The following is a 23,013-nucleotide window of genomic DNA, read 5'->3' as shown; positions in this document are numbered from 1 at the left end:
ACGCGGCGAGCCGATGAGGCCTGGATGCCGCAATCAGCCCTTCTTGACTTCCTTCACTTCGGCGTCGACGACGTTCTCGTCGGCCGGGCGGGAGTTGCCAGCCTCGGCGCCGCCGCCCTGCGGGCCGCCGGCACCCGCGGCTTGCGCCGCCTGGGCCGCCTGCATGTCGGCGTACATCTTCTCGCCGAGCTTCTGGCTGGCCGCCATCAGGGCGTTGGTTTTCTCGTCGATCTGCGCCTTGTCCTCGGCGGCGAGCGCCTGCTCGACGTCCTTGAGGGCGGCCTCGATCTTTTCCTTCTCGCCGGCATCGAGCTTCTCGCCATGCTCGCCCAGGCTCTTGCGCACGCTGTGCATCAGCGCCTCGGCCTGGTTGCGGGCCTGCACGAGTTCGAGCTTGCGCTTGTCCTCGGCCGCGTTCAGCTCGGCGTCCTTCACCATCTTCTGGATCTCCTCCTCGTTGAGGCCGGAGTTCGCCTTGATGGTGATCTTGTTTTCCTTGCCGGTGCCCTTGTCCTTGGCGCTCACGTGCAGGATGCCGTTGGCGTCGATGTCGAAGGTCACCTCGATCTGCGGCATGCCGCGCTGCGCCGGCGGGATGCCTTCGAGGTTGAACTCGCCCAGCAGCTTGTTGCCGGCGGCCATCTCGCGTTCGCCCTGGAAGACCTTGATCGTCACCGCCGGCTGGTTGTCGTCGGCCGTCGAGAAGGTCTGCGCGAACTTGGTCGGGATGGTCGTGTTCTTGGTGATCATCTTGGTCATGACACCGCCCAGGGTCTCGATGCCCAGCGACAGCGGGGTCACGTCCAGCAGCAGCACGTCCTTGCGCTCGCCGCCCAGCACCTGGCCCTGGATGGCCGCGCCCACGGCGACGGCTTCATCGGGGTTGACGTCCTTGCGCGGCTCGCGGCCGAAGAACTCCTTGACCTTCTCCTGCACCTTGGGCATGCGGGTCATGCCGCCCACCAGGATCACGTCGTGGATGTCGGAGACCGACACGCCGGCGTCCTTGATGGCGGTGCGGCACGGCGCGATGGTGCGCTCGACCAGTTCGTCCACCAGGCTTTCCAGCTTGGCGCGGCTGAGCTTGATGTTCAGGTGCTTCGGGCCCGACGCATCGGCCGTGACGTAGGGCAGGTTGATGTCGGTCTGCGCGCCGTTGGACAGCTCGATCTTGGCCTTCTCGGCGGCTTCCTTCAGGCGCTGCAGCGCCAGCACGTCCTTGGACAGGTCGACGCCTTGCTCCTTTTTGAACTCGGAGATGATGTAGTCGATGATGCGCTGGTCGAAGTCCTCGCCGCCCAGGAAGGTGTCGCCGTTGGTCGACAGCACCTCGAACTGCTTCTCGCCGTCGACGTCGGCGATCTCGATGATGGAAATGTCGAAGGTGCCGCCGCCCAGGTCATAGACCGCGATCTTGCGGTCGCCCTTTTCCTGCTTGTCCAGGCCGAAGGCCAGGGCCGCCGCGGTGGGTTCGTTGATGATGCGCTTGACTTCCAGGCCGGCGATGCGGCCGGCGTCCTTGGTGGCCTGGCGCTGGGCGTCGTTGAAGTAGGCCGGCACCGTGATCACGGCCTCGGTGACGGGCTCGCCCAGGTAGTCCTCGGCGGTCTTCTTCATCTTGCGCAGCACCTCGGCCGACACCTGCGGAGGCGCGAGTTTCTTGCCGCGCACCTCGACCCAGGCATCGCCGTTGTCGGCCTTGACGATCTGGTAGGGCATGAGGTGGATGTCCTTCTGGACCTCCGGCTCGTCGAACTTGCGGCCGATCAGGCGCTTGACCGCGTACAAGGTGTTCTTGGCGTTGGTGACCGCCTGGCGCTTGGCCGAGGCGCCCACGAGGATGTCGCCGTCTTCCTGGTAGGCCACGATCGAGGGGGTCGTGCGGGCGCCCTCGCTGTTCTCGATGACTTTCGGCGTGTTGCCTTCCATGACCGCCACGCACGAATTGGTCGTGCCGAGGTCAATGCCGATGATTTTTCCCATGTGTCTTCTCCTGATGCTTGTGCGGTGTGGCCGCTGCGGCCGGTCGATTCAGTCTGCGGTGTAACTTGTGGCGGGGGGCGGTGGTTTCAAGCCGCGCGTCACTTGGACGCCGCCACGGTCACCAGCGCCGGGCGCAGCACGCGCTCGGCGATGAGGTAGCCCTTCTGGAGCACGCTGACGATGGTGTTGGGTTCCTGCCCGCCGTCCACCGGCACGGCGGAGATCGCCTGGTGCTGGTGCGGGTCGAACCGGGTGCCCACGGGCGGGCTGATCTCGATGACCTTGTTGCGTTCGAGCGCGCTCTTGAGCTGCCGCAGGGTGGCCTCGGCGCCTTCGCGGATCTGCTCGGGCGTGGCGTCCTTGATGGCCAGGCCCGCTTCCAGGCTGTCGGCGACGGGCAGCAGGCTCTCGGCAAAACCTTCGATGGCGAACTTGCGGGCCTTGGACATCTCCTCGTCGGCGCGGCGTCGCGTGTTCTGCACGTCGGCCTGCGCGCGCAGGAACTGCTCGGAAAGCTCGGCATTCCTGGCCTGCAGTTCCGCGAGCTGGCCCTGCAGTTCCTGCACTTCAGCGTTATCAGTGGCGCTGGGCGCCTCGGCGGGGGCGGCAGGCGGCGGCTCGGCCACGGCCGGGGTGGGGGCGGCGGCCTCGACCGGCCGGTTCTTCAACTCGGCCTGGACCCGCACGTGCTGGTGCGCCAACTCGACGTGGCGACGCTGCAATTCGTCGTACTTGGCCTGCAGCTCGGCCAGGCGGGCCTGCAACGCGGCCCGGTCGGCGGGGTCGGTGGCGGAGGCTTCGCGGGGATCCGCCCCCAGGTCGGCCGGAAGGGCGTCGGGATCGAAGGTCGGTTCAGTGCGGTTATCGGACATGGTTGTTGTGGATCTGCAGAAATTCAGGCACTGCAGGAGCGTGGGGGCAGGCCCTGCGATTTCAAGCGCCGGGCTGCGAAAGCTGGGTCGGCGCGGTGCCGGTTCAGCGCACGCCCAGCAGCTCGACGTCGAACTTCAGCGTGGCGTTGGGGGGGATCACGCCGCCAGCGCCGCGGGCGCCGTAGCCGAGTTCGGGGGGGATGATCAGCGTGCGCTGGCCGCCCACCTTCATGCCGGCGACGCCCTCGTCCCAGCCGCGGATCACCATGCCGGCGCCCAGCGAGAACTCGAAAGGATCGCCGCGGTCCCGGCTGGAATCGAACTTGGCGCCCTGCTGGCCGTCCTGGTAGAGCCAACCGGTGTAGTGCACCCGCACCTGCTGGCCGGCGCGGGCTTCGGCGCCCTGGCCCTCCTGCTGGTCTTCGTACTGCAGGCCGGAAGCGGTGGTCTTCATGAGGTGGTCTTTCTGTGCTCGAAAAAAGAGCCGGCCAGTGTAGCCCCCCTCTATTTGCGCCGGGCCTGTCCCACCGACCAGCGCAGGGCGAAGCCCTGCAGCTCAGCCATCCGCCGGACCAGCTCGGTGCCCAGTGCGGTGAGCTGGTAGCCCTCTCCGCCGTGGTCGAGCAGGCCCGCCTCGCGCAACTCCTTGATGCGGGTGTTCAGGGTGTTGGGCGTGATGCCGCCCACGCTGTCCTGCAGCAGCCGGAACGTCTGGGGATGGCCGTCGCGCAGGGCCCACAGGACACGCAGCGCATACCGGGCTTCGAGCAGGGCGAGCAACTGCGTGACGGCGGCGGTCTCTCTGGAACTCATGCGTATTCTTCTCCGGCCGGGGCTGTGCCCTGGGCGGAGTGTACGCGCGGGGTGCTACACAAACAATAGCGCCGCCGGGCCCTGCGGCCTTACTCGTAGACCTTCTTCAGCAGCCGGTTGAGCGTGCGCAGCTCGGTCGGGGTGAGGCGGCCGGCGGCCTGCGATTCCAGCTCGGTCGCGGTGCGTTCGGCGTCCTGGGCCAGTTTCTGGCCGGCGCCGGTGAGATGCAGCCCCATGGCCCGGCCATCCCGCGGATGGGGCTCCCGACGGATGAGTTCACGTTTTTCCAGCGCGTTGACCAGCCCCACCAGGTTGGGCGGCAGGATGCCCAGGCTGGCGCAAAGCTGCCGCGAGGTGATGCCGGGGTTGCGCCGGATCAGGGACAGCACGGAGAAATCCACCGGGCGCAGGCCGTACGGGGCCATGCGCTCGATGAAGATGTCGATCACCGCCAGCGCCGCGCGGCGTGCGTTGTAGCCCAGTAGCCCCTCGAGGTAGCTGGTGTCGACCTGTTCCACGCTGGGCAGTTCGGGACGTTCTGACATCGCTTCAGGAGGCGGTTTCGAGCATGCCCAGGCGCATGTCCAGCTCCGGCCGGATCCAGCGGCGGAAGGCCTCGGCCGGTCGCCGCCACCGCTCGTCGCCGGCAGCCGGCTGGCTGGCCAGCCGTGACCAGGCCCAGCCCATGAGGACCAGGGCCGTGGCGCGCAGGTAGTCGCCCGCGATCCAGTAAGGCACCTGGGGAGCGGCGGCCGCCGCCTGCGCCAGGCGGCCGGTGGCGGCCTGCAGCCGGTCGATGGCCGTGAGCAGCGGCGCGTGCGAGTCGCCTTCGAGGTCCCTCGCCAGGCGCAGCAGCACCGCGCCCAGCGCGGCCCCGCCGTCCGGCAGCACCTTGCGCAGCAGCAGATCGATGGCCTGGATCTCGTTGGTGCCCTCGTAAATCATGGCGATGCGGGAGTCGCGCACGATCTGCTCGATGCCCCATTCGCGCACGTAGCCGTGTCCGCCGAACACCTGCAGGCAATCGCTGGCGCCGTGGAAGCCCTGGTCGGTCCAGGCCGCCTTGAGCACGGGCGTGAGCAGGCTGCACCAGTGCTGCGCGGCTTCGCGCCGGGCGGCATCGGGATGCGACCGGGCCAGGTCCAGCTCGATGCCGGTCTGGTAGGCCAGCACCCGGCCCGCGTCGACCCAGGCCTGCTGGGTATCCAGGATGCGGCGAATGGCCGGATGGCCTTCGATGAAGTCGGCCGGCTGGCTGCCGTCGCGCGGACCGGGCACTCGCATCTGCCGGCGTTCGGCTGCGTAGCCGCGGGCCAGTTGCAGCGCGGCGTCGAGCAGGCCCACGCCCTGCAGGGCCACGTGCAGCCGCGCCGAATTCATCATCACGAACATCGCGGCCAGGCCCCGGCCCGGCCCGCCCACGATCCAGCCCAGCGCCTCGTCGAAGCGCATGACGCAGGTGGGGCTGCCGTGCAGGCCCATCTTTTCCTCGATGCGGTCGCAGTGGGCGCCGTTGCGGCGGCCGTCCGGCAGCAGCTTGGGCACCAGGAACAGCGACAGGCCCTTGGGGCCGGATGGCGCATCGGGCAGCCGCCCGAGCACCAGGTGGACGATGTTGTCGGTGAGGTCGTGCTCGCCGCCGGAGATGAAGATCTTGGTGCCGCTGACGCGGAACGAGCCATCGGCCTGTGGCACGGCACGGGTGCGTGCCAGGCCCAGGTCGCTGCCGGCGTGCGGCTCGGTCAGCGCCATGGTGGCCAGCCACTCGCCGCTCGCCAGCTGGGGCAGGTAGGCTGCCTTCAGCTCGGGGCTGCCGTGGTGGCGCAGGCATTCGTAGGCGCCGTGCAGCAGGGCCGGCGCCATGGTCCAGCCGTGGTTGGCGGCGTTCAGCCACTCGAACAGCACGCCTTCGAGCACCCAGGGCAGGCCCTGGCCACCGTCCTCGGGCGCGCAGGCCAGCGCCGGCCAGCCGGCTTCGCGAAAGGCCTGGTAGGCCTGCCTGAACCCGGGCGGCGTGGTGACGCGGCCGTCTTCGTAGCGGCAGCCGGGCTGGTCGCCCACCGCGCGCAGCGGCGCGACCACGCCGCCGACGAAGCGCGCCGCCTCTTCCAGCACCGGGTCCATCAGCTCGGGGTCCGCGGCTTCGGCGCCGAGCGCGGGGCGCAGTTGCGCCGGCGCGTCCAGCACGTCCAAGAGGATGTAGCGGTTGTCGGCCAGCGGCGGGACGTAGTTCATCGCGGCTTGAGCGTGAAGGGTTGCCGCTCGTCGTGGAAGGCCTCGACCAGCGCGTCGCGGTGCTTGAGCACGGCGCGCTGGTTGATGGAGCCCTTGTCGGTGACTTCGCCCAGGTCGATGGACGGCGGCTGGTCGAGCAGGTGCAGGCGGGCGACGCGGGTGGCACTGCCGGTGGCCGAGCGCGCCAGCTCGTCGAGCACCTGCTGGAAGTGGGCCTGCACCGGTGCGCTCTCGAGCACCTGGCGCAGCGGGGCGTCGGCGCCCAGGCCCGCCAGGCGCCGCACGTCGGCGGTGGGGAACACCAGGGCGCCGACCTCGTTGCGGTTCAGGCCCGTGATCACCACGTCCTGCACATAGGGGGCGCCGGCCGCGATGATGCGGGCGCGCAGCGGCCCCACGCTCACGAAGGTGCCGGTGGCGAGCTTGAAGTCCTCGGCGATGCGGCCGTCGAACTTCAGGCCCTTGTGGATGTCGTTCTCGTCGATCCACTGCACGGCATCGCCGGTGCAGAAGAAGCCTTCGTCGTCGAAGGAGTCGCGGGTGGCGGCTTCGTTGCGCCAGTAGCCCGGCGTGATGCTGGGGCCGCTGTAGCGCACCTCGGTCTTGCCGTCGACCGGCACCAGCTTCAGTTGCACGCCCGGCGTGGGCAGGCCCAGGTAGCCGGATTTCACCTCGGGGCTGGTGATGAAGATGGCGAAGGGCGAGGACTCGGTCATGCCCAGGCCGGTGCCCATGACGATGCGCTCGCCGATCTCGCGCTCCTGCACCTCGTGCAGCGCATCCCAGATCGGCTGCGCGAGCGAGGCGCCGGCGTAGAAGAACATGCGCACCCGCGACAGCAGCGTCTTGCGCAGCACGTCGTCCGTCTTCATGGCATTGGCGATGGCCTCGAACCCGGTGGGCACGTTGAAGTACACGGTGGGCGCGATCTCGCGCAGGTTGCGCAGGGTCTCGCCGATCAGGGCCGGGGTGGGCTTGCCGTCGTCGATGTAGAGCGTGCCGCCGTTGTACAGCGTGAGGCCGAAGTTGTGGTTGCCGCCAAAGGTGTGGTTCCAGGGCAGCCAGTCCACCAGCACCGGCGTTTCCTCGGCCAGCACGGGCATGCTCTGGCGCATCTGCTGCTGGTTGGCACACCACATGCGGTGGGTGTTGATCACGCCCTTGGGCGCCTTGGTCGAGCCCGAGGTGAACAGGAACTTGGCGATGGTGCCCGGTCCGGTGGACCGCATGGCAGCCTCGAGCGCCGGGGTGGGCGACGTTTCGAGCAACTCGGTGAACGGGGTGCTCGGGCGCTCCAGGCTGCCCGTGCCCAGCACCACCTCGACGTCACGGCCCAGCGTGGCGGCGATGGCCTTGCCGTAGCGCCTGGCATCCGCCGCGAACACCAGTCCCGGGGTCAGCAGCGACACGATGTGGCGCAGCTTGTCGTAGTCCTGGCTGACGGTGGAGTAGGCCGGCGACGCGGGGCAGAAGGGCACGCCGGCATAGATGCAGCCCAGGCTGAGCAGGGCGTGCTCGAGGTCGTTCTCGCTCAGGATCAGCACCGGCCGCTCGGCCGACAGGTTGCGCTCCAGCAGGGCCTGGCCGATGCGGCGGGCGCTGTCCAGCGCCTCGCGATAGCTGATGTGGCGCCAGTCGCCGGTGGTGCCGTCGGGGTTGCGCACGCGGCGTGCGATGAAGGTGCGCTCGGGCGCGACCTCGGCCCAGTGCACCAGGCGATCGGTCATGCGGTGGGCGTAGGGCTGCAGTTCCTGGTCGGCCTGCAGGTAGCGCACGCCATCGGCGCCGTCGCGCAGCAGGCCGCGGGTGACGCCGAACTTCAGGGGACGGTAACGGGGGCTGGCGCTCATCTCGGTGCTCGGTCGTTCAATCGGCTCGCTGGACTTTGTCGGCGCGCTTTTCCAGGAAGGCGCGCACCCGCTCCTTGGCCTCGGGCGCGCTCTGGGCGATGGCGGCCATCAGGGCTTCGGTGAAGAAGCCCTGGTCGGCGGGCTGCTCGGCGATGCGGGGCAGGGCATGCATCAGCGCGTAGTTGGTCAGCGGCGCGTTCTGGGCAATGCGCTCGGCCAGTGCCAGGGCTTTGTCCAGCGCGGTGCCGGTGGGCACCAGGTACTGCGCGAAGCCGGCGCGTTCCCCGTCGGCCGCGTTGTAGACGCGGCCGGTGAGCATCATGTCCAGCATGCGCGCCGTGCCGATCAGGCGCGGGATGCGCACCGAGCCGCCGCCGCCCACGAAGATGCCGCGCGAGCCTTCTGGCAAGGCGTAGAAGGTGGTGTCGTCGGCCACCCGGACGTGGCAGGCCGACGCCAGCTCGAGGCCGCCGCCGACCACCGCGCCGTGCAACGCGGCGATGACCGGCACCGGGCCTTGCTGGACGAAGTCGAGCGCCTTGTGCCACATGCGCGAATGGTGAAGGCCCTGGCCGGCGTCCCGCTCCTGCAGCTCGGACAGATCGAGCCCGGCGCAGAAGTGATCGCCGTTGCCGACGATCACGGCGGCGCGCACATCGGAGGTCAGGTGCTCGAAGGTGTCGCGGATCGCGAGCACGAGCCCGTCGTTGATGGCGTTGCGCTTGGCCGCGCGGTTGAGTCGGATCACGGCGACAGCGCCGCGCAGCTCGAGTTGGATGTCGGGGGAGGTCATATCAGGGTTTTGCCGTTAGCCGGTATTATTGTTATGCACAATAACGAAAAGCAAGCCCTGCCGCCGCTCGGTAGTAACCCTAGGAGCTCCCTGATGGACCATCAGAACCTGATCGCGATCGACATCCACACGCACGCCGAAGTGAGTTGCTGGAATCCCTTCGACAACTATGGCGAGGAGTACGACCGCGCCGCCGACAAGTACTTCAAGAACGCCCGCCGCCCGACGATTGCCGAGACCGTCGCCTACTACCGCGAACGCAAGCTGGGGCTGGTGATGTTCACCGTCGACAGCGAAGCCAAGCTGGGGCGCCGCCGCATTCCGAACGAGGAAATCGCGCAGGCGGCGCGCGAGAACGCGGACATGATGATCTGCTTCGCCAGCATCGATCCGCACAAGGGCAGGATGGGTGCGCGCGAGGCCGAGCGGCTGATCGCCGAGCACGGCGTGCGCGGCTTCAAGTTCCACCCGACGGTGCAGGGCTACCACCCCTACGACCGCATGGCCTGGCCGATCTACGAGGTGATCAACGCGCACAAGCTGCCGGCCATCTTCCATACCGGCCACAGCGGCATCGGCTCGGGCATGCGATGCGGCGGCGGCCTGCGGCTGGAGTACAGCAACCCCATCCACCTCGATGACGTCGCCATCGACTTCCCCGACATGCAGATCGTGATGGCGCATCCCAGCTGGCCCTGGCAGGACGAGGCGCTCTCGGTGGCCACGCACAAGCCCAACGTCTGGATCGACCTCTCCGGCTGGAGCCCCAAGTACTTTCCCAAGCAACTGGTGCAGTACGCCAACACCCTGCTCAAGGACCGGGTGCTGTTCGGCAGCGACTATCCGCTCATCACCCCGGAGCGCTGGATGAAAGACTTCGAGGAAGCCGGCTTCAAGCCCGAGGTCATGCCCGGCATTTTGAAGGGCAATGCGGTGCGTCTGCTCGGGCTGGAATAGGTGCTTGCGAGGGGTGCCGTTGCTTGCGCGCGGCACCTCGGTGGAAACACGAATCGGGGAACTTGCCGGCCTTCTCTTTTGTCTGTCGTTCACCTACATTGATGACAGGTGCCGACTGACAGAGGAGTAGCGCGGCTGAATTCGCTGCTGCGCTAAAGTGGGACGCACCAGTGATCACAACAGTCCGTGTGATCACCGTGTAGCTGAAGGAGGTTCCATGGACGTGATCCGCAACTTCCTGGCGCGTTATGAGCAGACGCGCGAGGAAGAGATGTCCCTCGAGGAATACCTGGATCTGTGCAAGCGCGATCCACTCGCCTACGCGACGGCCGCCGAGCGCATGCTCGCCGCCATCGGCGAGCCCGAGGTCATCGACACCCGGCATGATCCACGCCTGTCGCGCATCTTCGGCAACAAGATGGTGCGCATCTATCCGGCGTTCAAGGATTTCTACGGTCTCGAAGAGCCCATCGAACAGGTGGTCTCGCACTTCCGCCACGCCGCTCAGGGCCTGGAGGAAAAGAAGCAGATCCTGTATCTGCTCGGGCCTGTGGGCGGCGGCAAGTCTTCGATTGCCGAGCGCCTCAAGCAGCTGATGGAGCAGGTGCCGTTCTACGCGATCAAGGGATCGCCGGTGAACGAGTCGCCCCTGGGCCTTTTCAGCAACGACGAGGATGGCCCGGTGCTCGAGCAGCAGTTCGGCATTCCGCGGCGCTACACCCAGCGCGTGATGTCGCCGTGGGCCGTCAAGCGGCTCGGTGAGTTCGGTGGCGACATCCGCAAGTTCCGGGTCGTCAAGCGCCACCCGTCCATCCTCAAGCAGGTCGCCATCGCCAAGACCGAGCCGGGTGACGAGAACAACCAGGACATCTCCTCGCTGGTGGGCAAGATCGACATCCGCAAGCTCGAGACCTTCGCGCAGGACGATCCGGACGCCTACAGCTACTCCGGTGGCCTGTGCCTGGCCAACCAGGGCCTGCTCGAGTTCGTCGAGATGTTCAAGGCGCCCATCAAGGTGCTGCACCCGCTGCTGACCGCCACCCAGGAAGCCAACTTCAAGGGCACCGAGGGTTTCGGCGCGATCCCGTTCGACGGCATCGTGATGGCGCACTCCAACGAAAGCGAGTGGAAGGCGTTCAAGAACAACAAGAACAACGAGGCCTTCCTCGACCGGATCTACATCGTCAAGGTGCCGTACTGCCTGCGCGTCACCGAGGAAGTGAAGATCTACGAGAAGCTGATTCGCAACTCGTCGCTGAAGGAAGCGGTCTGCGCCCCCGGCACGCTGAAGATGATGGCGCAGTTCGCGGTGCTCACGCGGCTGAAGGAGCCCGAGAACTCCAGCATCTTCTCGAAGATGCAGATCTACGACGGCGAGAACCTCAAGGACACCGATCCCAAGGCCAAGAGCTTCCAGGAATACCGCGACTACGCCGGCGTCGATGAAGGCATGACGGGCATCTCCACCCGCTTCGCCTTCAAGATCCTGTCCAAGGTCTTCAACTTCGACTCCAACGAGATCGCGGCCAACCCGGTGCACCTGATGTACGTGCTCGAGCAGCAGATCGAGCGCGAGCAGTTTCCGGCCGAGACCGAGCAGAAGTACCTGGCGTTCATCAAGGAACACCTGTCGGCGCGATACGCCGAATTCATCGGCAAGGAGATCCAGACGGCCTACCTGGAGTCTTACTCCGAGTACGGCCAGAACATCTTCGACCGCTACGTCACCTATGCCGACTTCTGGATCCAGGACCAGGAGTACCGCGACACCGACACCGGCGAGATCTTCGACCGCGCGGCGCTGAACGCCGAACTCGAGAAGATCGAGAAGCCGGCGGGCATCTCCAACCCCAAGGACTTCCGCAACGAGATCGTCAACTTCGTGCTCCGCGCGCGTGCCAACAACGCCGGCAAGAACCCGGTGTGGACCAGCTACGAAAAGCTGCGCACGGTGATCGAGAAGAAGATGTTCTCCAACACCGAGGACCTGCTGCCGGTGATCAGCTTCAACGCCAAGGCCAGCGCCGACGAGCAGAAGAAGCACGAGGACTTTGTCAACCGCATGGTTGAAAAAGGCTACACGCACCGGCAGGTGCGGCTGTTGTGCGAGTGGTACCTCCGGGTGCGCAAGAGCTCCTGACCCCAGGGGGCTAGAGAGGGGCCAGTGTCCGGGCCGAACAACAAACCAGGTGAGCGCAACGCGCTCCACCAAGTCATCGATCGCCGGTTGTCGGGCAAGAACAAGTCCATCGGCAACCGGGAGCGGTTCCTGCGCCGCTACCGTGAGCAGATCCGCGAGGCGGTGCGCAAGGCGGTGGGTGATCGCAGCATCCACAACATCGAGGAAGGCGCCGACATCAGCCTGCCCAAGCGCGATGTCTCCGAGCCCGAGTTCCGGCACGCGCCGGGTGGCAACCGGGAAATGGTCCACCCGGGCAATCAGGAGTACGTGCGCGGCGACCGCATCCCCCGCCCACGTGGTGGCGGCGGCGGCAGCGGCAGCGGCGAGGCCTCGCCCGACGGCAGCGGCGAAGACGACTTCACCTTCCGCATCACGCGGGAGGAGTTCATGAATTACTTCTTCGACGACCTGGCGCTGCCCCGGCTCATACGCACGCAGCTGCTGGCCGACGCGCCCGAGTGGAAATCCCGGCGCGCCGGATTCGTCTCGGAGGGCAACCCCACCAGCCTGCACGTGGTACGGTCCATGCGCGTGGCCCTGGGCCGGCGCATCGCCATGGGTGGCGACGCGCGGCGCGAGCTGCGACGTGCCGAGGAACACATGGGCCTGCTGCTCGAGCGGCCCGACACGCCCCCGGCCGAGATCGATCGCCTGCGCGCCGAGATCGAGGAATTGCGCAAGCGCCTGGGCCGCGTGCCCTTCCTCGACCCCTTCGACCTGCGCTTCCGCCATCGCGTGCGCGAGCCCCTGCCCACCAGCAAGGCCGTGATGTTCTGCCTGATGGACGTGTCCGGCTCGATGGACGAATCGCGCAAGGACCTGGCCAAGCGATTTTTCATCCTGCTGTATCTGTTCCTGTCACGGCATTACAAGCAGACCGACGTGGTCTTCATCCGCCACCACACGCAGGCGGCCGAGGTCCAGGAAGACGAGTTCTTCCATGCGACCGAAAGCGGCGGCACGGTGGTCTCGAGCGCGCTGACGCTCATGCATCAGATCATTCGCGACCGCTACATGGGCAGCGAGTGGAACATCTACGGGGCGCAGGCCTCCGACGGCGACAACTGGCAGCAGGACTCGTCCAAGTGCCGCGACCTGCTCGAGAACAAGCTGCTGCCGCTGGTGCGTTACTTCGCCTACGTGCAGGTGGCCGACGAGGACCAGAACCTGTGGGAGGAGTACACGCGCGTGCGTGACACCCACCCGCACTTCGCCATGCAGAAGATCGTGACGCCCTCGCAAATCTTTCCGGTCTTCCGCGACCTGTTCAAGAAGCACGCCACCGGAGCCACCGCATGAACGCCGTCCTGCAGCCGGGAAAGCGCCTGCCCGCGGCGTCCGACTGGAACTTCGAGCTGATCGAAACGTACTTCGACGCGATCCGCCGCACGGCCGAGCGCTACAAGCTCGACACCTACCCGGTGCAGCTCGAAGTGATCTCGGCCGAGCAGATGCTGGACGCCTATGCCTCGGTGGGCATGCCGGTCAACTACCGCCACTGGTCATTCGGCAAGCAGTTCATCGCCAGCGAGAAGAACTATCGCCGCGGCCACATGGGGCTGGCCTACGAGATCGTGATCAATTCGGATCCGTGCATCGCCTACCTCATGGAGGAGAACACCATGCCGATGCAGGCGCTGGTGATGGCGCACGCCTGCTTCGGCCACAACTCCTTCTTCAAGGGCAACTACCTGTTTCGCATGTGGACGGACGCCTCGTCCATCATCGATTACCTGGTCTATGCCAAGGACTACATCGCCGATTGCGAGGAGCGGCACGGGGTGGACGCGGTCGAAGAGGTGCTCGACGCCTGCCATGCGCTCATGAACTACGGCGTGGACCGCTACCGCCGGCCGCAGAAGATCTCGATGGTCGAAGAGGAGCAGCGCCGCAAGGAGCGCGAGGCCTACCTGCAGCAACAGGTCAACGACCTCTGGCGCACGCTGCCGCGCACGCCCGGCAAGCAGGAACGCAAGGAGCGCAAGCGCTACCCGGAAGAGCCGCAGGAGAACCTGCTGTATTTCATCGAGAAGAACGCGCCGCTGCTGGAGCCCTGGCAGCGCGAGGTGGTGCGCATCGTGCGCAAGGTCGCGCAGTACTTCTATCCGCAGCGGCAGACGCAGGTGATGAACGAGGGCTGGGCCACCTTCTGGCACTACACCCTGCTCAACACCCTCTACGACGAAGGGCGCCTGTCGGACGGCTTCATGATCGAGTGCCTGGCCTCGCACACCAACGTGGTGTTCCAGCCGCCGGTCACCGATCCGCGCTATAGCGGCATCAACCCCTATGCGCTGGGCTTCGCGATGTTCACCGATTTGCGGCGCATCTGCGAGAGGCCCACTGCCGAGGACCGCGAGTGGTTCCCGGACATCGCGGGCAGCGACTGGGTCAAGACGCTGGACCACGCCATGCGGCACTTCAAGGACGAGAGCTTCGTCGGCCAGTTCCTCTCACCCAATCTCATGCGCGAGTTCCGCCTGTTCTCGATCATGGACGACGCCTCGCGCAAGGAACTGGAGGTCTCGGCCATCCACGACGACTCGGGCTATCGGCACGTGCGCGAGTCCTTGTCACGCCAGTACGACCTCAACTTCCGCGAGCCCAGCATCCAGGTCTGGAACGTCAACCTGCGCGGTGACCGCTCGCTCACGCTGCGCCATGTGCGGCAGAACGACAGGCCGTTGGACAACGGGGCCGAGGAAGTGGTCAAGCACGTGGCCCGGCTCTGGGGCTTCCGGGTGCGGCTGGAGAGCGTGGACAGCCATGAGCGGGTGCTGCAGCACTGGGAAGTCACGCCGGTGGCTTCGCATCTTTGACGGTGGCTTTGCCGCCTCAGAGGAACCAGCCGGCGAGCCGCATCTGGGCTGCGGTTGTACTCGTGAATGCCGCCACCAACTTGGAGAGGTCCACGTCAACCTCATCGCCAATTCCGTGCGGACGGAAAACGTTCCAATAGGCGCCTTCAGCGAGATTGCCGCACTCGACGGTCATGCGCCACGGCGCCGCACCAGTTTGCGTGACGATCACTTCCATTCGGACTGTGACGGCGCCGTTGTGCTGCAAGACCGTGATGCTGAGTGGTTTGAGCTCAACGACTGTCTGAAAACCCACGGGGATATCCCTGGCAAGCAATGCGGCTTCCATCATCGGCACGGCGTCCTTGCGAAAGGCATCCAGTACGGCTTTACCGCGGGAGCGCGTCTGTCTCGCGTCCCGATCGCTGATGGTGGGCACAGTGGACTGCGACACGGGGCCGCGCACAGCCACACTCGTGTAAACAGGTAGGTCGAATGCAGTGGAATCATTCCAGACCACTTTGGCCGAAGTCATCCTGATGCCGGTCATTTCCGGCGCCGGCCGCAGCAGATACGCGCCCGAGCAGCCAGACAACAGAAGCGCGCCAACGAGCCCGGCAACTTGGCCGAGCAGCTTTCGACGGGACATGAGTTCCTCCTTTTATCGACCGGCGGCATTCTCCCGGTCACCCGAACCCCGTCCGGCCCTATGACTGACGATACGCTGACTGTTCTAGAGGTCCGGATCTCGGTGGCAGGTGGATCGTCAAGACAAGGGTCTCCTCGACCGGATAAGAAACGCCGGTATTCCCGCCCAGTACATCGACAGCAGGGAGCTCGGAGGCCGGCGGTGCCGCTGCGATCAAGCGCCTCTGCTCCAGGGCCAGCTGGCCGCGGGTAACCAGCGGCGCCCGAAGCTCGCCCAGCGCCTTCAGTTCCGAACGCAGTACCTTGAAGATCATTCGGCTCAGGGCTTGCTCCCGGTGGCCCACCACCACGGCCAACGTGTCGCCCAGGATGCCGATGGACTGCCGCATCGCCGTCGCGTCAGCAGCTTGCAGCAAGGTCTTGCGCGACGCCAGGTTCGCCCGCAGCTTGGTCCAGCCGCCAGCCGCCTTGGGTTGCAGTCGGCGGCCCCGGTCGTGCGACACGGCGGCGGTGAGCAGCGTGCCGGTGATCGATCGGCCGACCTCCACGAACGCAGTGGCAGCGACATAGGGCAGGGCGGCCACGACGCCGGCGGCGGCCTCCGGTGCCGGAGCGAAGACGTCCTGCAACACGAAAAACACGGTGCTGGGTGCCAGGTTGCCGATGCTGCGTCCCCAGTCCTCCAGGGCGAGTTCGGACTTGCCGACAAGCGCGCCTTGCGCGTCGATGATTTCGCTGGAAGGCACCAGGTCGGCCGCCGCCGTGCTCAGGAAATCGCGCACGCAGCGCTGCACCAGCTTGCCAGTGAGGTACGCGCCCGCCGTCAGCAGGGCGCCGGTGCCGGCCGCGCAGCTGACGCCGGCGACCGCCGCCAGCACCGGTGCCGCGATCAGGGCTGCGCGCAGCGGCATCGGCGCCTCGCGATGGGGGTAGGCACAAGCAGCGATCAAGGTCGCGGCGCGATAGGCCGCCACGCCGAGCGCCGCCGCGGCGAGCGTCCCGGTCGCTGCGGCGGCCACGGGCCCCGCGCCCGCAATGCCCGATCGCACCGCCACACCGACCAGGGCGCCGGCACCCTGGGCGCCGAGTTCGCGCACGGCGGCCCATGTCCCCGCGGACAGCGCCGCATACCACGAGGCCGCTCGGCTCGGCAACGGTGCCGCTCCGGGCCGGGCAACTCCGGACTCCGGATCGGCGGCTTCCAGCGGCCATTCGCCGGGCGCCCAGCCATCCCGGAGATCGGGCGACAGTCCCGCGTTGACCGGCTGCGCATCCTCCACCGGGGTGCTCTCGGTCGAGGAGACCGGCTGGACGGCGTGAGCCTGCTCGGGCGGCCGCATCAGCGGCACCACCCGATAGTGAACAGCCTGGTGTGCCATGCGATGTCCCTCAGGCAAAAACCGTCGGCATAGCCGGCAGGGGCAGGCCATCGCGCGCCAGCGCAAGCCAGTCGGCCGCCAACACGGTGGCGCGCATGCAGCTTGCATGCAGGCTGGCGGGCGTGGCGGTGGATACGGCAACGGCCCACTGCAGCAGCACCTTTTGGCTGCCGGGGTGCCGCGCGAAACTGGGGGCATCGCGGCCCAGTAGCGCAAAGTTGGCTTCCATCAACTGCCGCAAGGCGGTCAATTCGAGCTCCGGCGGCAAGGTTCCGAGTTCCACCACCACAAAGGCGGTTTCCGGGTCGCGGCTCTCGTGCTGCAGCACTGTCACGGGGGTTCCGTGCAGCGACAGGGTGAAAGCGGTGAGCCCGCGGTCATCGGGCCCCAGCACCGGCGGCGCGGTCGCGAGCAGGGCACAGAGGCCGTCGCACAAATGCTGGAGTCGTGGGGCAGGCATGAAATGGCGGCGTTGGTAGGAGGAGCTCGCCGCATTCTGAAAACCAAATACTTCATCCATGTGACAGCGTGAACACCTGGGCTGTCATGCACCTCCGGTGTGATCCGCCTCCGGACTGGCAACTCTGTCAGTCATGTACACATAAAAGCTTAGTGTATTGATTCACAGTACGGCCTTCGTGGCAGCAGCCGTTCAGGGGGTAGGCCGTGACCGGCCAGTACATCGAATCCAAACAATGGCTCTGGGCCCTAGGCTCGTGCTGCGCGCTCACCAACAAGCCCTTCAGTGGCAGCCTGCTGCTGGACCAGCACCCGCCGCCTTGCACGCCGGCCACCCTGGTCGCTGCGGCGCGGTCGCTGGGTTTCCAGGCCACCGTCACTCAAACTGCGGCGAACCGGCTCGAGCGGGGCCACTCGCGGGACTTGCTCGTGATGCGGGCGGGCGAGCATCTGGAACTGGGCTTTCTGGTCGACGCCGGCCCGCAGGGCATCACCTGGGTGCCGGCCTGCTCCACTGCGCCCGTGTTGGAGCCGCTGGCTTCCTTCGCGCAGCGCTTTACCGGCCAGGTGGTCTGCATCCGCCCTCAGGTCGAAGCGCCTGCCGATCCCGACCGGGCGTCCGCCGCCGGGCGCTTCGGCTTCCGATGGTTCGTGCCCGAACTGCTCAAGCACCGGTCGGTCTGGCGCGACGTGCTGCTGGCCAGCTTGCTGCTGCAACTGCTGGCGCTCGGCCTCCCGCTGTTCACCCAGGCCATCATCGACAAGGTAGTGGTCCATCAAACCGAGAGCACGCTGATCGCCATCGCGATCGGCATGGCCATCTTCGTTGCCGCCTCGGCCGTCCTCACCTGGGTCCGGCAGTACCTGGTGCTGCACACCGGGAACCGGGTCGACGCGGTGCTGGGGGCGACTGTCTTCAGGCACCTGTTCCAGTTGCCCCTGCGCTACTTCCAGCACCGCCCCACCGGCGTTGTCGCCGCTCGGCTGCACGGGGTGGAAACCATTCGGGAATTCGTCAGTTCGGCGGCCGTGAGCCTGGTGCTGGACATCCCCTTCCTGCTCATCGCCGTCGCCGTGATGTTCCATTACTCGGTGCCGCTCACCTGCATCGCGCTGGCGGTGCTGGCGGTCATCGCTGCCATCTCCGCCCTGCTGGCGCCGGTGTTCCAGGCGCGTCTGAACGATCAGTTCTTGCTCGGCGCGCGCAACCAGGCCTTTCTCACCGAGTACATCGCGGGCTTCGAAACGGTGAAAAGCCTGCAGTTCGAGCCGCAGCTCAACGCGCGCTACGGCGGCTATCTGGCGGGCTACCTGCAGTCGGCCTTTCGTACCCGCCAGATCGGCAACACCTACCAGGTGGTGACCACCACCCTGGAACAGGTCATGACCCTGCTCATCCTGCTAGGAGGCGCCTGGATCGTGATGCACCCGGTGCCCGGGGGTGACGTATTCACCATCGGCATGCTGGTGGCCTTCCAGATGTTCGCGGCCAAGCTGTCGCAGCCGGTCATGCGCATCGTCGGCCTGTGGCAGCAGTTTCAGCAGGCCCGCCTGGCCGTCGAGCGCCTGGGCGACCTCATGAACGCACCGGCCGAGCCCTACAGCCTGGTGCCGAGCCGACAGGGCAGTGGCGAAGGTTGCATCGACATCCGGGGCCTGGCCTTCCGCTATGGAGATGACCGGCCTTTCCTCTACGAGCACTTCGACCTGCGCATCGAGCCCGGACAGGTGGTCGCCATCACCGGCCCCAGCGGCTGCGGCAAGAGCACGCTGGCCAAGCTGCTGCAGGGCTTCTACTGGCCATCGGCCGGCCAGATCAAGGTCGACGGCATCGACATCCGGCACCTCGGCGCCAACGAGCTGCGCGCCCATTTCGGCGTCGTGCCGCAGGAAACCGTGCTGTTCTCAGGAACGGTTTACGAGAACCTGGTCATGGCCAATGCCCGAGCCAGTTTCGATCAGGTGACGCAGGCTTGCCGCATGGCCGAAATCCACTCGGCCATCGAGGAGTTGCCGCAGGGCTACCAGACCCCGATCGGCGAACGGGGTGCCGGTCTTTCCGGCGGGCAGAAGCAGCGCCTGGCCATCGCCCGTGCGCTGCTCAAGCGCCCCCGCATCCTCATCTTCGACGAGGCCACCAGTGCCCTGGATGGCCAGACGGCGGAGCAGTTCGCCCGCACCATCAACGCGCTGCGGGGCAAGGTGACGATGTTGTTCATCACGCATGCCTTGCCTCGCACCTTGCAGGTTGACGCGGTGGTGCGGATCGGGTCCGCGATTGCGCAGCGGCCCGCACGAGGCAGGCAAGAAGCCGCCGCGACGGAAGCAGGGGAGGCCTGACGTGGGCATCCGCTTCGCAACCCTTCGGGACGTGCCCGAACTCGCCGCCAAGGGCCGGCGCATGCACGCCCTTACTCGCTTCCGCGCCTTCGACTACGACGAGGCGCGCGTCGTCCGCTCACTGCAGGCCGCGCTGCAGCGGCCCGACCGCTATGTCTGCCTCGTGGCCGAGGCCGCCGACGGGCAACTGGCGGGTTGGCTGCTGGCGGTGCTCGAACGGCATGTGTTCAGCGACCAACTGGTCGCCAGCGTCATGCACTACGGCGTACCGCCCGAGCGCCGCATGGGTGGGTGGGGGGTGCGGCTGATGAAGGCATTCGAACTGTGGGCCGCCAGCCGCCAGGTCGAAGAGATCGCCTTCAGCGTCAACAGCGGCCATGACACGGAGCGCATTGGCGCCTTTGCCCGCCGCCTCGGGTATGGCGCGGTGGGGGAGAACTTCGTGAAGCGGGTGGGCTGAATGCAGGCCACTCGCTGTGCCTGCCGGCCTTTGCCGCAGCTGCTTCCGTCATCCGGGGGCGGTCGTTGCCCCGTATCTCGTCTCAATTCAACCAAGAGGAAACATGAAACGTCGCGTTCTATTGGCCTGCGTGATCGCAAGCGCCTTGCTGGCTCAAGGCTGCGCCGCCACAGGGCCCGTCTTTGCTTCCCTGCAGCCCTCGGCTGCCGAGAAGGGCCAGGTGTACCTGTACCGCCAGTCGGCCTTGTACGCGGTGGGCTCGCGCTACAAGGTCCGCTCCGAGGACGGAAGCGTGGCCGAGGAACTGCCTAACGCTTCGTACCTGCTTCTGCCCCTGTCACCCGGCCCGCACCGGTTGAGCGTCGAAGAAGCGTCTGTTTATCAGCCGAAGACCTTCGACATCACGATCGAGGCCGGTCGCAATTACTTCGTGGAGTACGACTCGTCCAGAGGACTGCTGGTGGGCTGGGGGCTGCTGTCCCGAATGGAGCAGCGTTCGGAGGCGGAAGCACTTGCGCATCTGCAGGGGCTGAGGCGTGCGAACTGACGGCAGTGCGGTTTGCGCGTGCGCTGACCGGCCGACCCCGCTTTCTTCTTAAGGACCACCACATGAACAGACAAGGTTTTCGGATCGCCGCCCTGCTGGCGTGCTTCGTCACCTGGAATTGCCAGGCGCAACCCGCATCGTCAGCCGAGCCCAAGTGCCCGGATGGGCGCTATGTGGGGGCGCCTGCGAAGGAGGGGGCGACTTATGTGAAGGACCACTACACCTGGGCGGTGACGGCCGAGTTTGCGCGGCGGTTTTGTATGCCCCAGGAGTTTGTGGTGAATGACTTGGTGGGGGCGGAGGCGATTGCGTATTGGCATAAGAAGCCGACGGGCAAGGAGTTCTGCGAGCGGGTCAATGGAGAGGAGAAATGCAGTCCGGGGAGTTTTGGGCATTGGATCGAAATCTATGTGAAGAGTGGACTCATTCCCAAGTACGACCCGGACGTTAAGTATTTCGTCGAGCACTTCCCTAGTAGTTCCGACGCGATAGGGCAGGGGTCTAGCGAGGTCTTCCTGGAGCGCCAAAGGGTAAAGACTGAAGCACGCGGTCGCGGCGAGGTTCTTGAGCCGCCGGGCTTTAGGCGCCCGTATTTTGGAATCGGCCGGCAGGCAGAAGGGGTTCGAGTCGTATTCAGCTACCTGGCTCGCGAGTCCGAGCACGTGGTCAAAGTGCGTGCGGCAGCATTGGCCGAGCATTACTTTTTCGAGAACTGGAAGCCGGGCATTGACCAAATTGCACTTGAGGGATGGTCTAACGGCTCAATAGCGGGTGCGCGGCACACCCCCCCTTCGCTGGGGTATTCGCTTGGAATCAAGCGGGAGAGAGAGCGGGGTGCACTTGAGTACCCCTCCGGATACTTGCACGTCATTCAGTTGCCGGCGCAGGTGACGACCATCATCGATCAAAACGATCGGGCGGGGGGGCTGGCCTTTGATCGTCTTGTGAATAGATTCGTTGAGGAATACACGCGGGGGCGGGTACGCTCGCAACGGCCTGCGAACAATTGAAATCGGCATCTGAAAATAAATGACAAACCTACACACAGACGCCCTCCTGTCGTTGGCGGCATACGAAAGCAACAACCGTAGTGACACGTCCGTCGTCTCCGGATGGCGCGCAGTGCATGTTTCTGACGAACACACTGAAGGTGCCGTGTTCGACCCGAATTTCGCAGCGCAACTCTACGAGAGAAATGGTAAATACACTCTTGCCTTTCGAGGCACGACAGGCAATCGCGAAGACTGGAAAAACAATCTGAGCATTGGCGGCTTTTGGCAGCAGGAAATGTCCGATGCCATTCGGTTCGCTGGGGCGGCGATCAAGTACATCATGCGAACGGAAGGGCTTTCGCTTGACGAAGCCCGCGATGCCCTCCGCACCACCGGCCACTCCCAAGGTGGCTTCCAAAGCGAACTCGCCGCAGCCTTCTTCGGTCTGCAGGGGTCCAATTTGGATGGTCCAGGAGCTGCGCAGTTTCTGGATCACCCCAGCTTCAGCACCCAGCTACGCGACGACTTGCGAGGCCAAGGTCTCGCTGAACTGCGCGACAGCTACGCCCTGTCCGACTTCGACGTGCGCATCTACACCGCCGTTGGCCGTCTGATGGCGCATGGTCCGGGCACGAACGTCTCCTACGCGCTGAGCGCCAAGCTGGTCATCGGTGCCGCAGTCTTCGGCACGCCCGCCGGTGGCTTGGCTGCTGCTGCTGTCGGCATGTCGGCGCACTTGCTGGACCACATCATCGCCATCGAGAAGCTGCGCACCGAAAGCGGCTTCTGGCGCCTGATCGGTGCCAACGACGCGATCGATCCTTCCAGCACGCCGGCCGGGCTGGCGACCCTGCTCGCCAGTGACCTCGGCGCCACCGACGTCGCCGGGCCGGGCCTGCCCGACTTGGTCGTGAGCGAGTGGGCGCGGGGGCAGATCGAAGCCTTCCTCGATCGGTACGTCGACCAGCAAGTGTTTATCCATCACGACGGTCGTGCCGCGCTGTTGGAGGCGCCCGATGGATCCAGCCTGCTGGTCCGCGGCGACGGGGCTGCGCTGGAGGTCGATGCCCGGGAACCGGGCACCGTCCGGACGACCACCTTGCAGGACGGGCGCGCGACGTCCTTGACCGTGGCGCACGAGCAGGTCCTCCCGGACGGCTCGCGCACGCTCGACTTCAGCACCTCCCAGTTCGACTCGGCCACGGGACTACAGACCCAACGCACGGCGGCGCAGCAGCTGCTGGCGGCTGACGGCAGCGTAGTGGCCAGCGGATTGGCGCGGTTCGACGCATCCGACAGGTTGCTGGCCAGCACCCACACCACCCGTGCACCCGACGGCAGCTTCGTCACGGCGCAACGCGACGCGGCTGGCCAGTTGACATCGACCGAGCGCCTGCGCATCTACGACGACGGCAGCCGCCAGGTGCAGCTTGACCACGTCGGTGGCCGTCGCCAGGAACTCAGCTTCGACGCGACGGGAGCCCTGGCTGCTCGCGTGGACATTCGCCCCGGCGAGCGCGACGATGAAATCGTCGAGCGGTACCGTGGCTCCGGGCAGCTCGACTCCACGACGCACGTCCAGTACTTCCGTGACGAGAACGGCGTCAGCCGGGTGGAGACCGTCACCACGGTGTCCGGCACCAGGCGCAACACCTATGACGCCGACGGCAACCTGTACCGCTCCGACCCGGTTCCGGGCGTCAGT

The 23,013-nt window shown here is 66.3% G+C and carries 20 protein-coding genes; 9 read left to right on the top strand and 11 right to left on the bottom strand.

The annotated features are described in order from the left end of the window. Positions 1-33 precede the first annotated feature (33 nt). The 8 genes from dnaK to JI739_RS22650 all read right to left on the bottom strand — a co-directional run bounded on the left by dnaK (position 34) and on the right by JI739_RS22650 (position 8,546). A complete protein-coding gene (gene dnaK / locus JI739_RS22685) occupies positions 34-1,983 on the bottom strand; it encodes a molecular chaperone DnaK (RefSeq protein WP_201686302.1) in 1,950 nt (649 codons plus the stop codon). A gap of 98 nt (positions 1,984-2,081) precedes the next feature. After that, positions 2,082-2,651: a nucleotide exchange factor GrpE gene (gene grpE, locus JI739_RS22680; RefSeq protein WP_236590000.1), complete on the bottom strand. Its 570-nt coding sequence runs from the start codon at positions 2,649-2,651 to the stop codon at positions 2,082-2,084. Between the two features lie 307 nt (positions 2,652-2,958). Continuing rightward, positions 2,959-3,309 carry an FKBP-type peptidyl-prolyl cis-trans isomerase gene (locus JI739_RS22675; RefSeq protein ID WP_201686301.1) on the bottom strand — a complete coding sequence of 117 codons (351 nt, stop codon included), beginning with the start codon at positions 3,307-3,309 and terminating at the stop codon, positions 2,959-2,961. A gap of 50 nt (positions 3,310-3,359) precedes the next feature. Beyond that, positions 3,360-3,668, bottom strand: a complete 309-nt coding sequence (locus JI739_RS22670; RefSeq protein ID WP_201686300.1) for a winged helix-turn-helix transcriptional regulator — start codon at positions 3,666-3,668, stop codon at positions 3,360-3,362. Positions 3,669-3,757: 89 nt separating this feature from the next. Beyond that, positions 3,758-4,213, bottom strand: a complete 456-nt coding sequence (locus JI739_RS22665; protein ID WP_201686299.1) for a MarR family winged helix-turn-helix transcriptional regulator — start codon at positions 4,211-4,213, stop codon at positions 3,758-3,760. Between the two features lie 4 nt (positions 4,214-4,217). Beyond that, the gene (locus JI739_RS22660) at positions 4,218-5,903 is read right to left on the bottom strand and encodes an acyl-CoA dehydrogenase family protein (RefSeq protein WP_201686298.1); all 1,686 of its coding nucleotides are present in this window, start codon (positions 5,901-5,903) and stop codon (positions 4,218-4,220) included. After that, positions 5,900-7,753, bottom strand: coding sequence for a feruloyl-CoA synthase (locus tag JI739_RS22655; protein ID WP_201686297.1), 1,854 nt, complete (start codon positions 7,751-7,753; stop codon positions 5,900-5,902). Before JI739_RS22655 ends, JI739_RS22660 begins: the two co-directional genes overlap by 4 nt. 16 nt (positions 7,754-7,769) lie before the next feature. Beyond that, on the bottom strand, positions 7,770-8,546 hold the full coding sequence (locus JI739_RS22650) for a crotonase/enoyl-CoA hydratase family protein (protein WP_201686296.1): 777 nt from the start codon (positions 8,544-8,546) through the stop codon (positions 7,770-7,772). Positions 8,547-8,639: 93 nt separating this feature from the next. On the opposite strand from JI739_RS22650, the gene JI739_RS22645 reads away from it, so the two are divergent. The 4 genes from JI739_RS22645 (at position 8,640) to JI739_RS22630 (ending at position 14,504) form a co-directional block, all read left to right on the top strand. Continuing rightward, entirely contained in the window at positions 8,640-9,503 is an 864-nt protein-coding gene (locus tag JI739_RS22645) for an amidohydrolase family protein (RefSeq protein ID WP_201686295.1), read from the top strand. Between the two features lie 217 nt (positions 9,504-9,720). Next, positions 9,721-11,643 carry a PrkA family serine protein kinase gene (locus JI739_RS22640; protein WP_201686294.1) on the top strand — a complete coding sequence of 641 codons (1,923 nt, stop codon included), beginning with the start codon at positions 9,721-9,723 and terminating at the stop codon, positions 11,641-11,643. A 24-nt stretch (positions 11,644-11,667) separates the two neighbouring features. After that, complete coding sequence (locus tag JI739_RS22635; protein ID WP_201686293.1) at positions 11,668-12,984, top strand: YeaH/YhbH family protein; 1,317 nt, start codon at positions 11,668-11,670, stop codon at positions 12,982-12,984. Continuing rightward, entirely contained in the window at positions 12,981-14,504 is a 1,524-nt protein-coding gene (locus JI739_RS22630) for a SpoVR family protein (RefSeq protein ID WP_201686292.1), read from the top strand. The genes JI739_RS22635 and JI739_RS22630 overlap by 4 nt, the downstream gene beginning before the upstream one ends. Before the next feature lie 16 nt (positions 14,505-14,520). On the opposite strand, the gene JI739_RS22625 is transcribed toward JI739_RS22630, so the two are convergent. The 3 genes from JI739_RS22625 to JI739_RS22615 are packed head-to-tail and all read right to left on the bottom strand — an operon-like array spanning position 14,521 to position 17,030. Beyond that, positions 14,521-15,132 carry a hypothetical protein gene (locus JI739_RS22625; RefSeq protein ID WP_201686291.1) on the bottom strand — a complete coding sequence of 204 codons (612 nt, stop codon included), beginning with the start codon at positions 15,130-15,132 and terminating at the stop codon, positions 14,521-14,523. 58 nt (positions 15,133-15,190) lie between these two features. Continuing rightward, positions 15,191-16,471, bottom strand: a complete 1,281-nt coding sequence (locus JI739_RS22620; protein ID WP_201686290.1) for a hypothetical protein — start codon at positions 16,469-16,471, stop codon at positions 15,191-15,193. A 49-nt stretch (positions 16,472-16,520) separates the two neighbouring features. Beyond that, positions 16,521-17,030, bottom strand: a complete 510-nt coding sequence (locus JI739_RS22615) for a type III secretion system chaperone family protein (protein WP_201686289.1) — start codon at positions 17,028-17,030, stop codon at positions 16,521-16,523. Positions 17,031-17,176: 146 nt separating this feature from the next. On the opposite strand from JI739_RS22615, the gene JI739_RS22610 reads away from it, so the two are divergent. From JI739_RS22610 to JI739_RS22590, 5 genes are all read left to right on the top strand, one after another. Further along, a complete protein-coding gene (locus tag JI739_RS22610; RefSeq protein ID WP_201686288.1) occupies positions 17,177-19,309 on the top strand; it encodes a peptidase domain-containing ABC transporter in 2,133 nt (710 codons plus the stop codon). 1 nt (position 19,310) lies between these two features. Continuing rightward, on the top strand, positions 19,311-19,769 hold the full coding sequence (locus tag JI739_RS22605) for a GNAT family N-acetyltransferase (RefSeq protein WP_201686287.1): 459 nt from the start codon (positions 19,311-19,313) through the stop codon (positions 19,767-19,769). Positions 19,770-19,872: 103 nt separating this feature from the next. Then, positions 19,873-20,316: a DUF2846 domain-containing protein gene (locus tag JI739_RS22600; protein ID WP_201686286.1), complete on the top strand. Its 444-nt coding sequence runs from the start codon at positions 19,873-19,875 to the stop codon at positions 20,314-20,316. Between the two features lie 62 nt (positions 20,317-20,378). Beyond that, complete coding sequence (locus JI739_RS22595; RefSeq protein ID WP_201686285.1) at positions 20,379-21,326, top strand: hypothetical protein; 948 nt, start codon at positions 20,379-20,381, stop codon at positions 21,324-21,326. Positions 21,327-21,345: 19 nt separating this feature from the next. After that, the coding region (locus JI739_RS22590) for a Tle-like phospholipase domain-containing protein (RefSeq protein ID WP_494338071.1) at positions 21,346-23,013 on the top strand (1,668 nt) is incomplete at its 3' end.

The sequence above is a fragment of the Ramlibacter aurantiacus genome (assembly GCF_016722895.1).
Taxonomy (GTDB): domain Bacteria; phylum Pseudomonadota; class Gammaproteobacteria; order Burkholderiales; family Burkholderiaceae_C; genus Ramlibacter; species Ramlibacter aurantiacus.
The sequence above is the reverse complement of the archived record's forward strand: the minus strand, read 5'-3'. Positions and strand labels throughout refer to the sequence as shown.

Excerpts from the sequence above, each read along its gene's own strand:
- dnaK (WP_201686302.1), bottom strand. The coding sequence starts at position 1,983 with ATGGGAAAAATCATCGGCATTGACCTCGGCACGACCAATTCGTGCGTG.
- JI739_RS22675 (WP_201686301.1), bottom strand. The coding sequence starts at position 3,309 with ATGAAGACCACCGCTTCCGGCCTGCAGTACGAAGACCAGCAGGAGGGC.
- JI739_RS22670 (WP_201686300.1), bottom strand. The coding sequence starts at position 3,668 with ATGAGTTCCAGAGAGACCGCCGCCGTCACGCAGTTGCTCGCCCTGCTC.
- JI739_RS22665 (WP_201686299.1), bottom strand. The coding sequence starts at position 4,213 with ATGTCAGAACGTCCCGAACTGCCCAGCGTGGAACAGGTCGACACCAGC.
- JI739_RS22660 (WP_201686298.1), bottom strand. The coding sequence starts at position 5,903 with ATGAACTACGTCCCGCCGCTGGCCGACAACCGCTACATCCTCTTGGAC.
- JI739_RS22655 (WP_201686297.1), bottom strand. The coding sequence starts at position 7,753 with ATGAGCGCCAGCCCCCGTTACCGTCCCCTGAAGTTCGGCGTCACCCGC.
- JI739_RS22650 (WP_201686296.1), bottom strand. The coding sequence starts at position 8,546 with ATGACCTCCCCCGACATCCAACTCGAGCTGCGCGGCGCTGTCGCCGTG.
- JI739_RS22645 (WP_201686295.1), top strand. The coding sequence starts at position 8,640 with ATGGACCATCAGAACCTGATCGCGATCGACATCCACACGCACGCCGAA.
- JI739_RS22640 (WP_201686294.1), top strand. The coding sequence starts at position 9,721 with ATGGACGTGATCCGCAACTTCCTGGCGCGTTATGAGCAGACGCGCGAG.
- JI739_RS22630 (WP_201686292.1), top strand. The coding sequence starts at position 12,981 with ATGAACGCCGTCCTGCAGCCGGGAAAGCGCCTGCCCGCGGCGTCCGAC.
- JI739_RS22625 (WP_201686291.1), bottom strand. The coding sequence starts at position 15,132 with ATGTCCCGTCGAAAGCTGCTCGGCCAAGTTGCCGGGCTCGTTGGCGCG.
- JI739_RS22620 (WP_201686290.1), bottom strand. The coding sequence starts at position 16,471 with ATGCGGCCGCCCGAGCAGGCTCACGCCGTCCAGCCGGTCTCCTCGACC.
- JI739_RS22615 (WP_201686289.1), bottom strand. The coding sequence starts at position 17,030 with ATGGATGAAGTATTTGGTTTTCAGAATGCGGCGAGCTCCTCCTACCAA.
- JI739_RS22600 (WP_201686286.1), top strand. The coding sequence starts at position 19,873 with ATGAAACGTCGCGTTCTATTGGCCTGCGTGATCGCAAGCGCCTTGCTG.
- JI739_RS22595 (WP_201686285.1), top strand. The coding sequence starts at position 20,379 with ATGAACAGACAAGGTTTTCGGATCGCCGCCCTGCTGGCGTGCTTCGTC.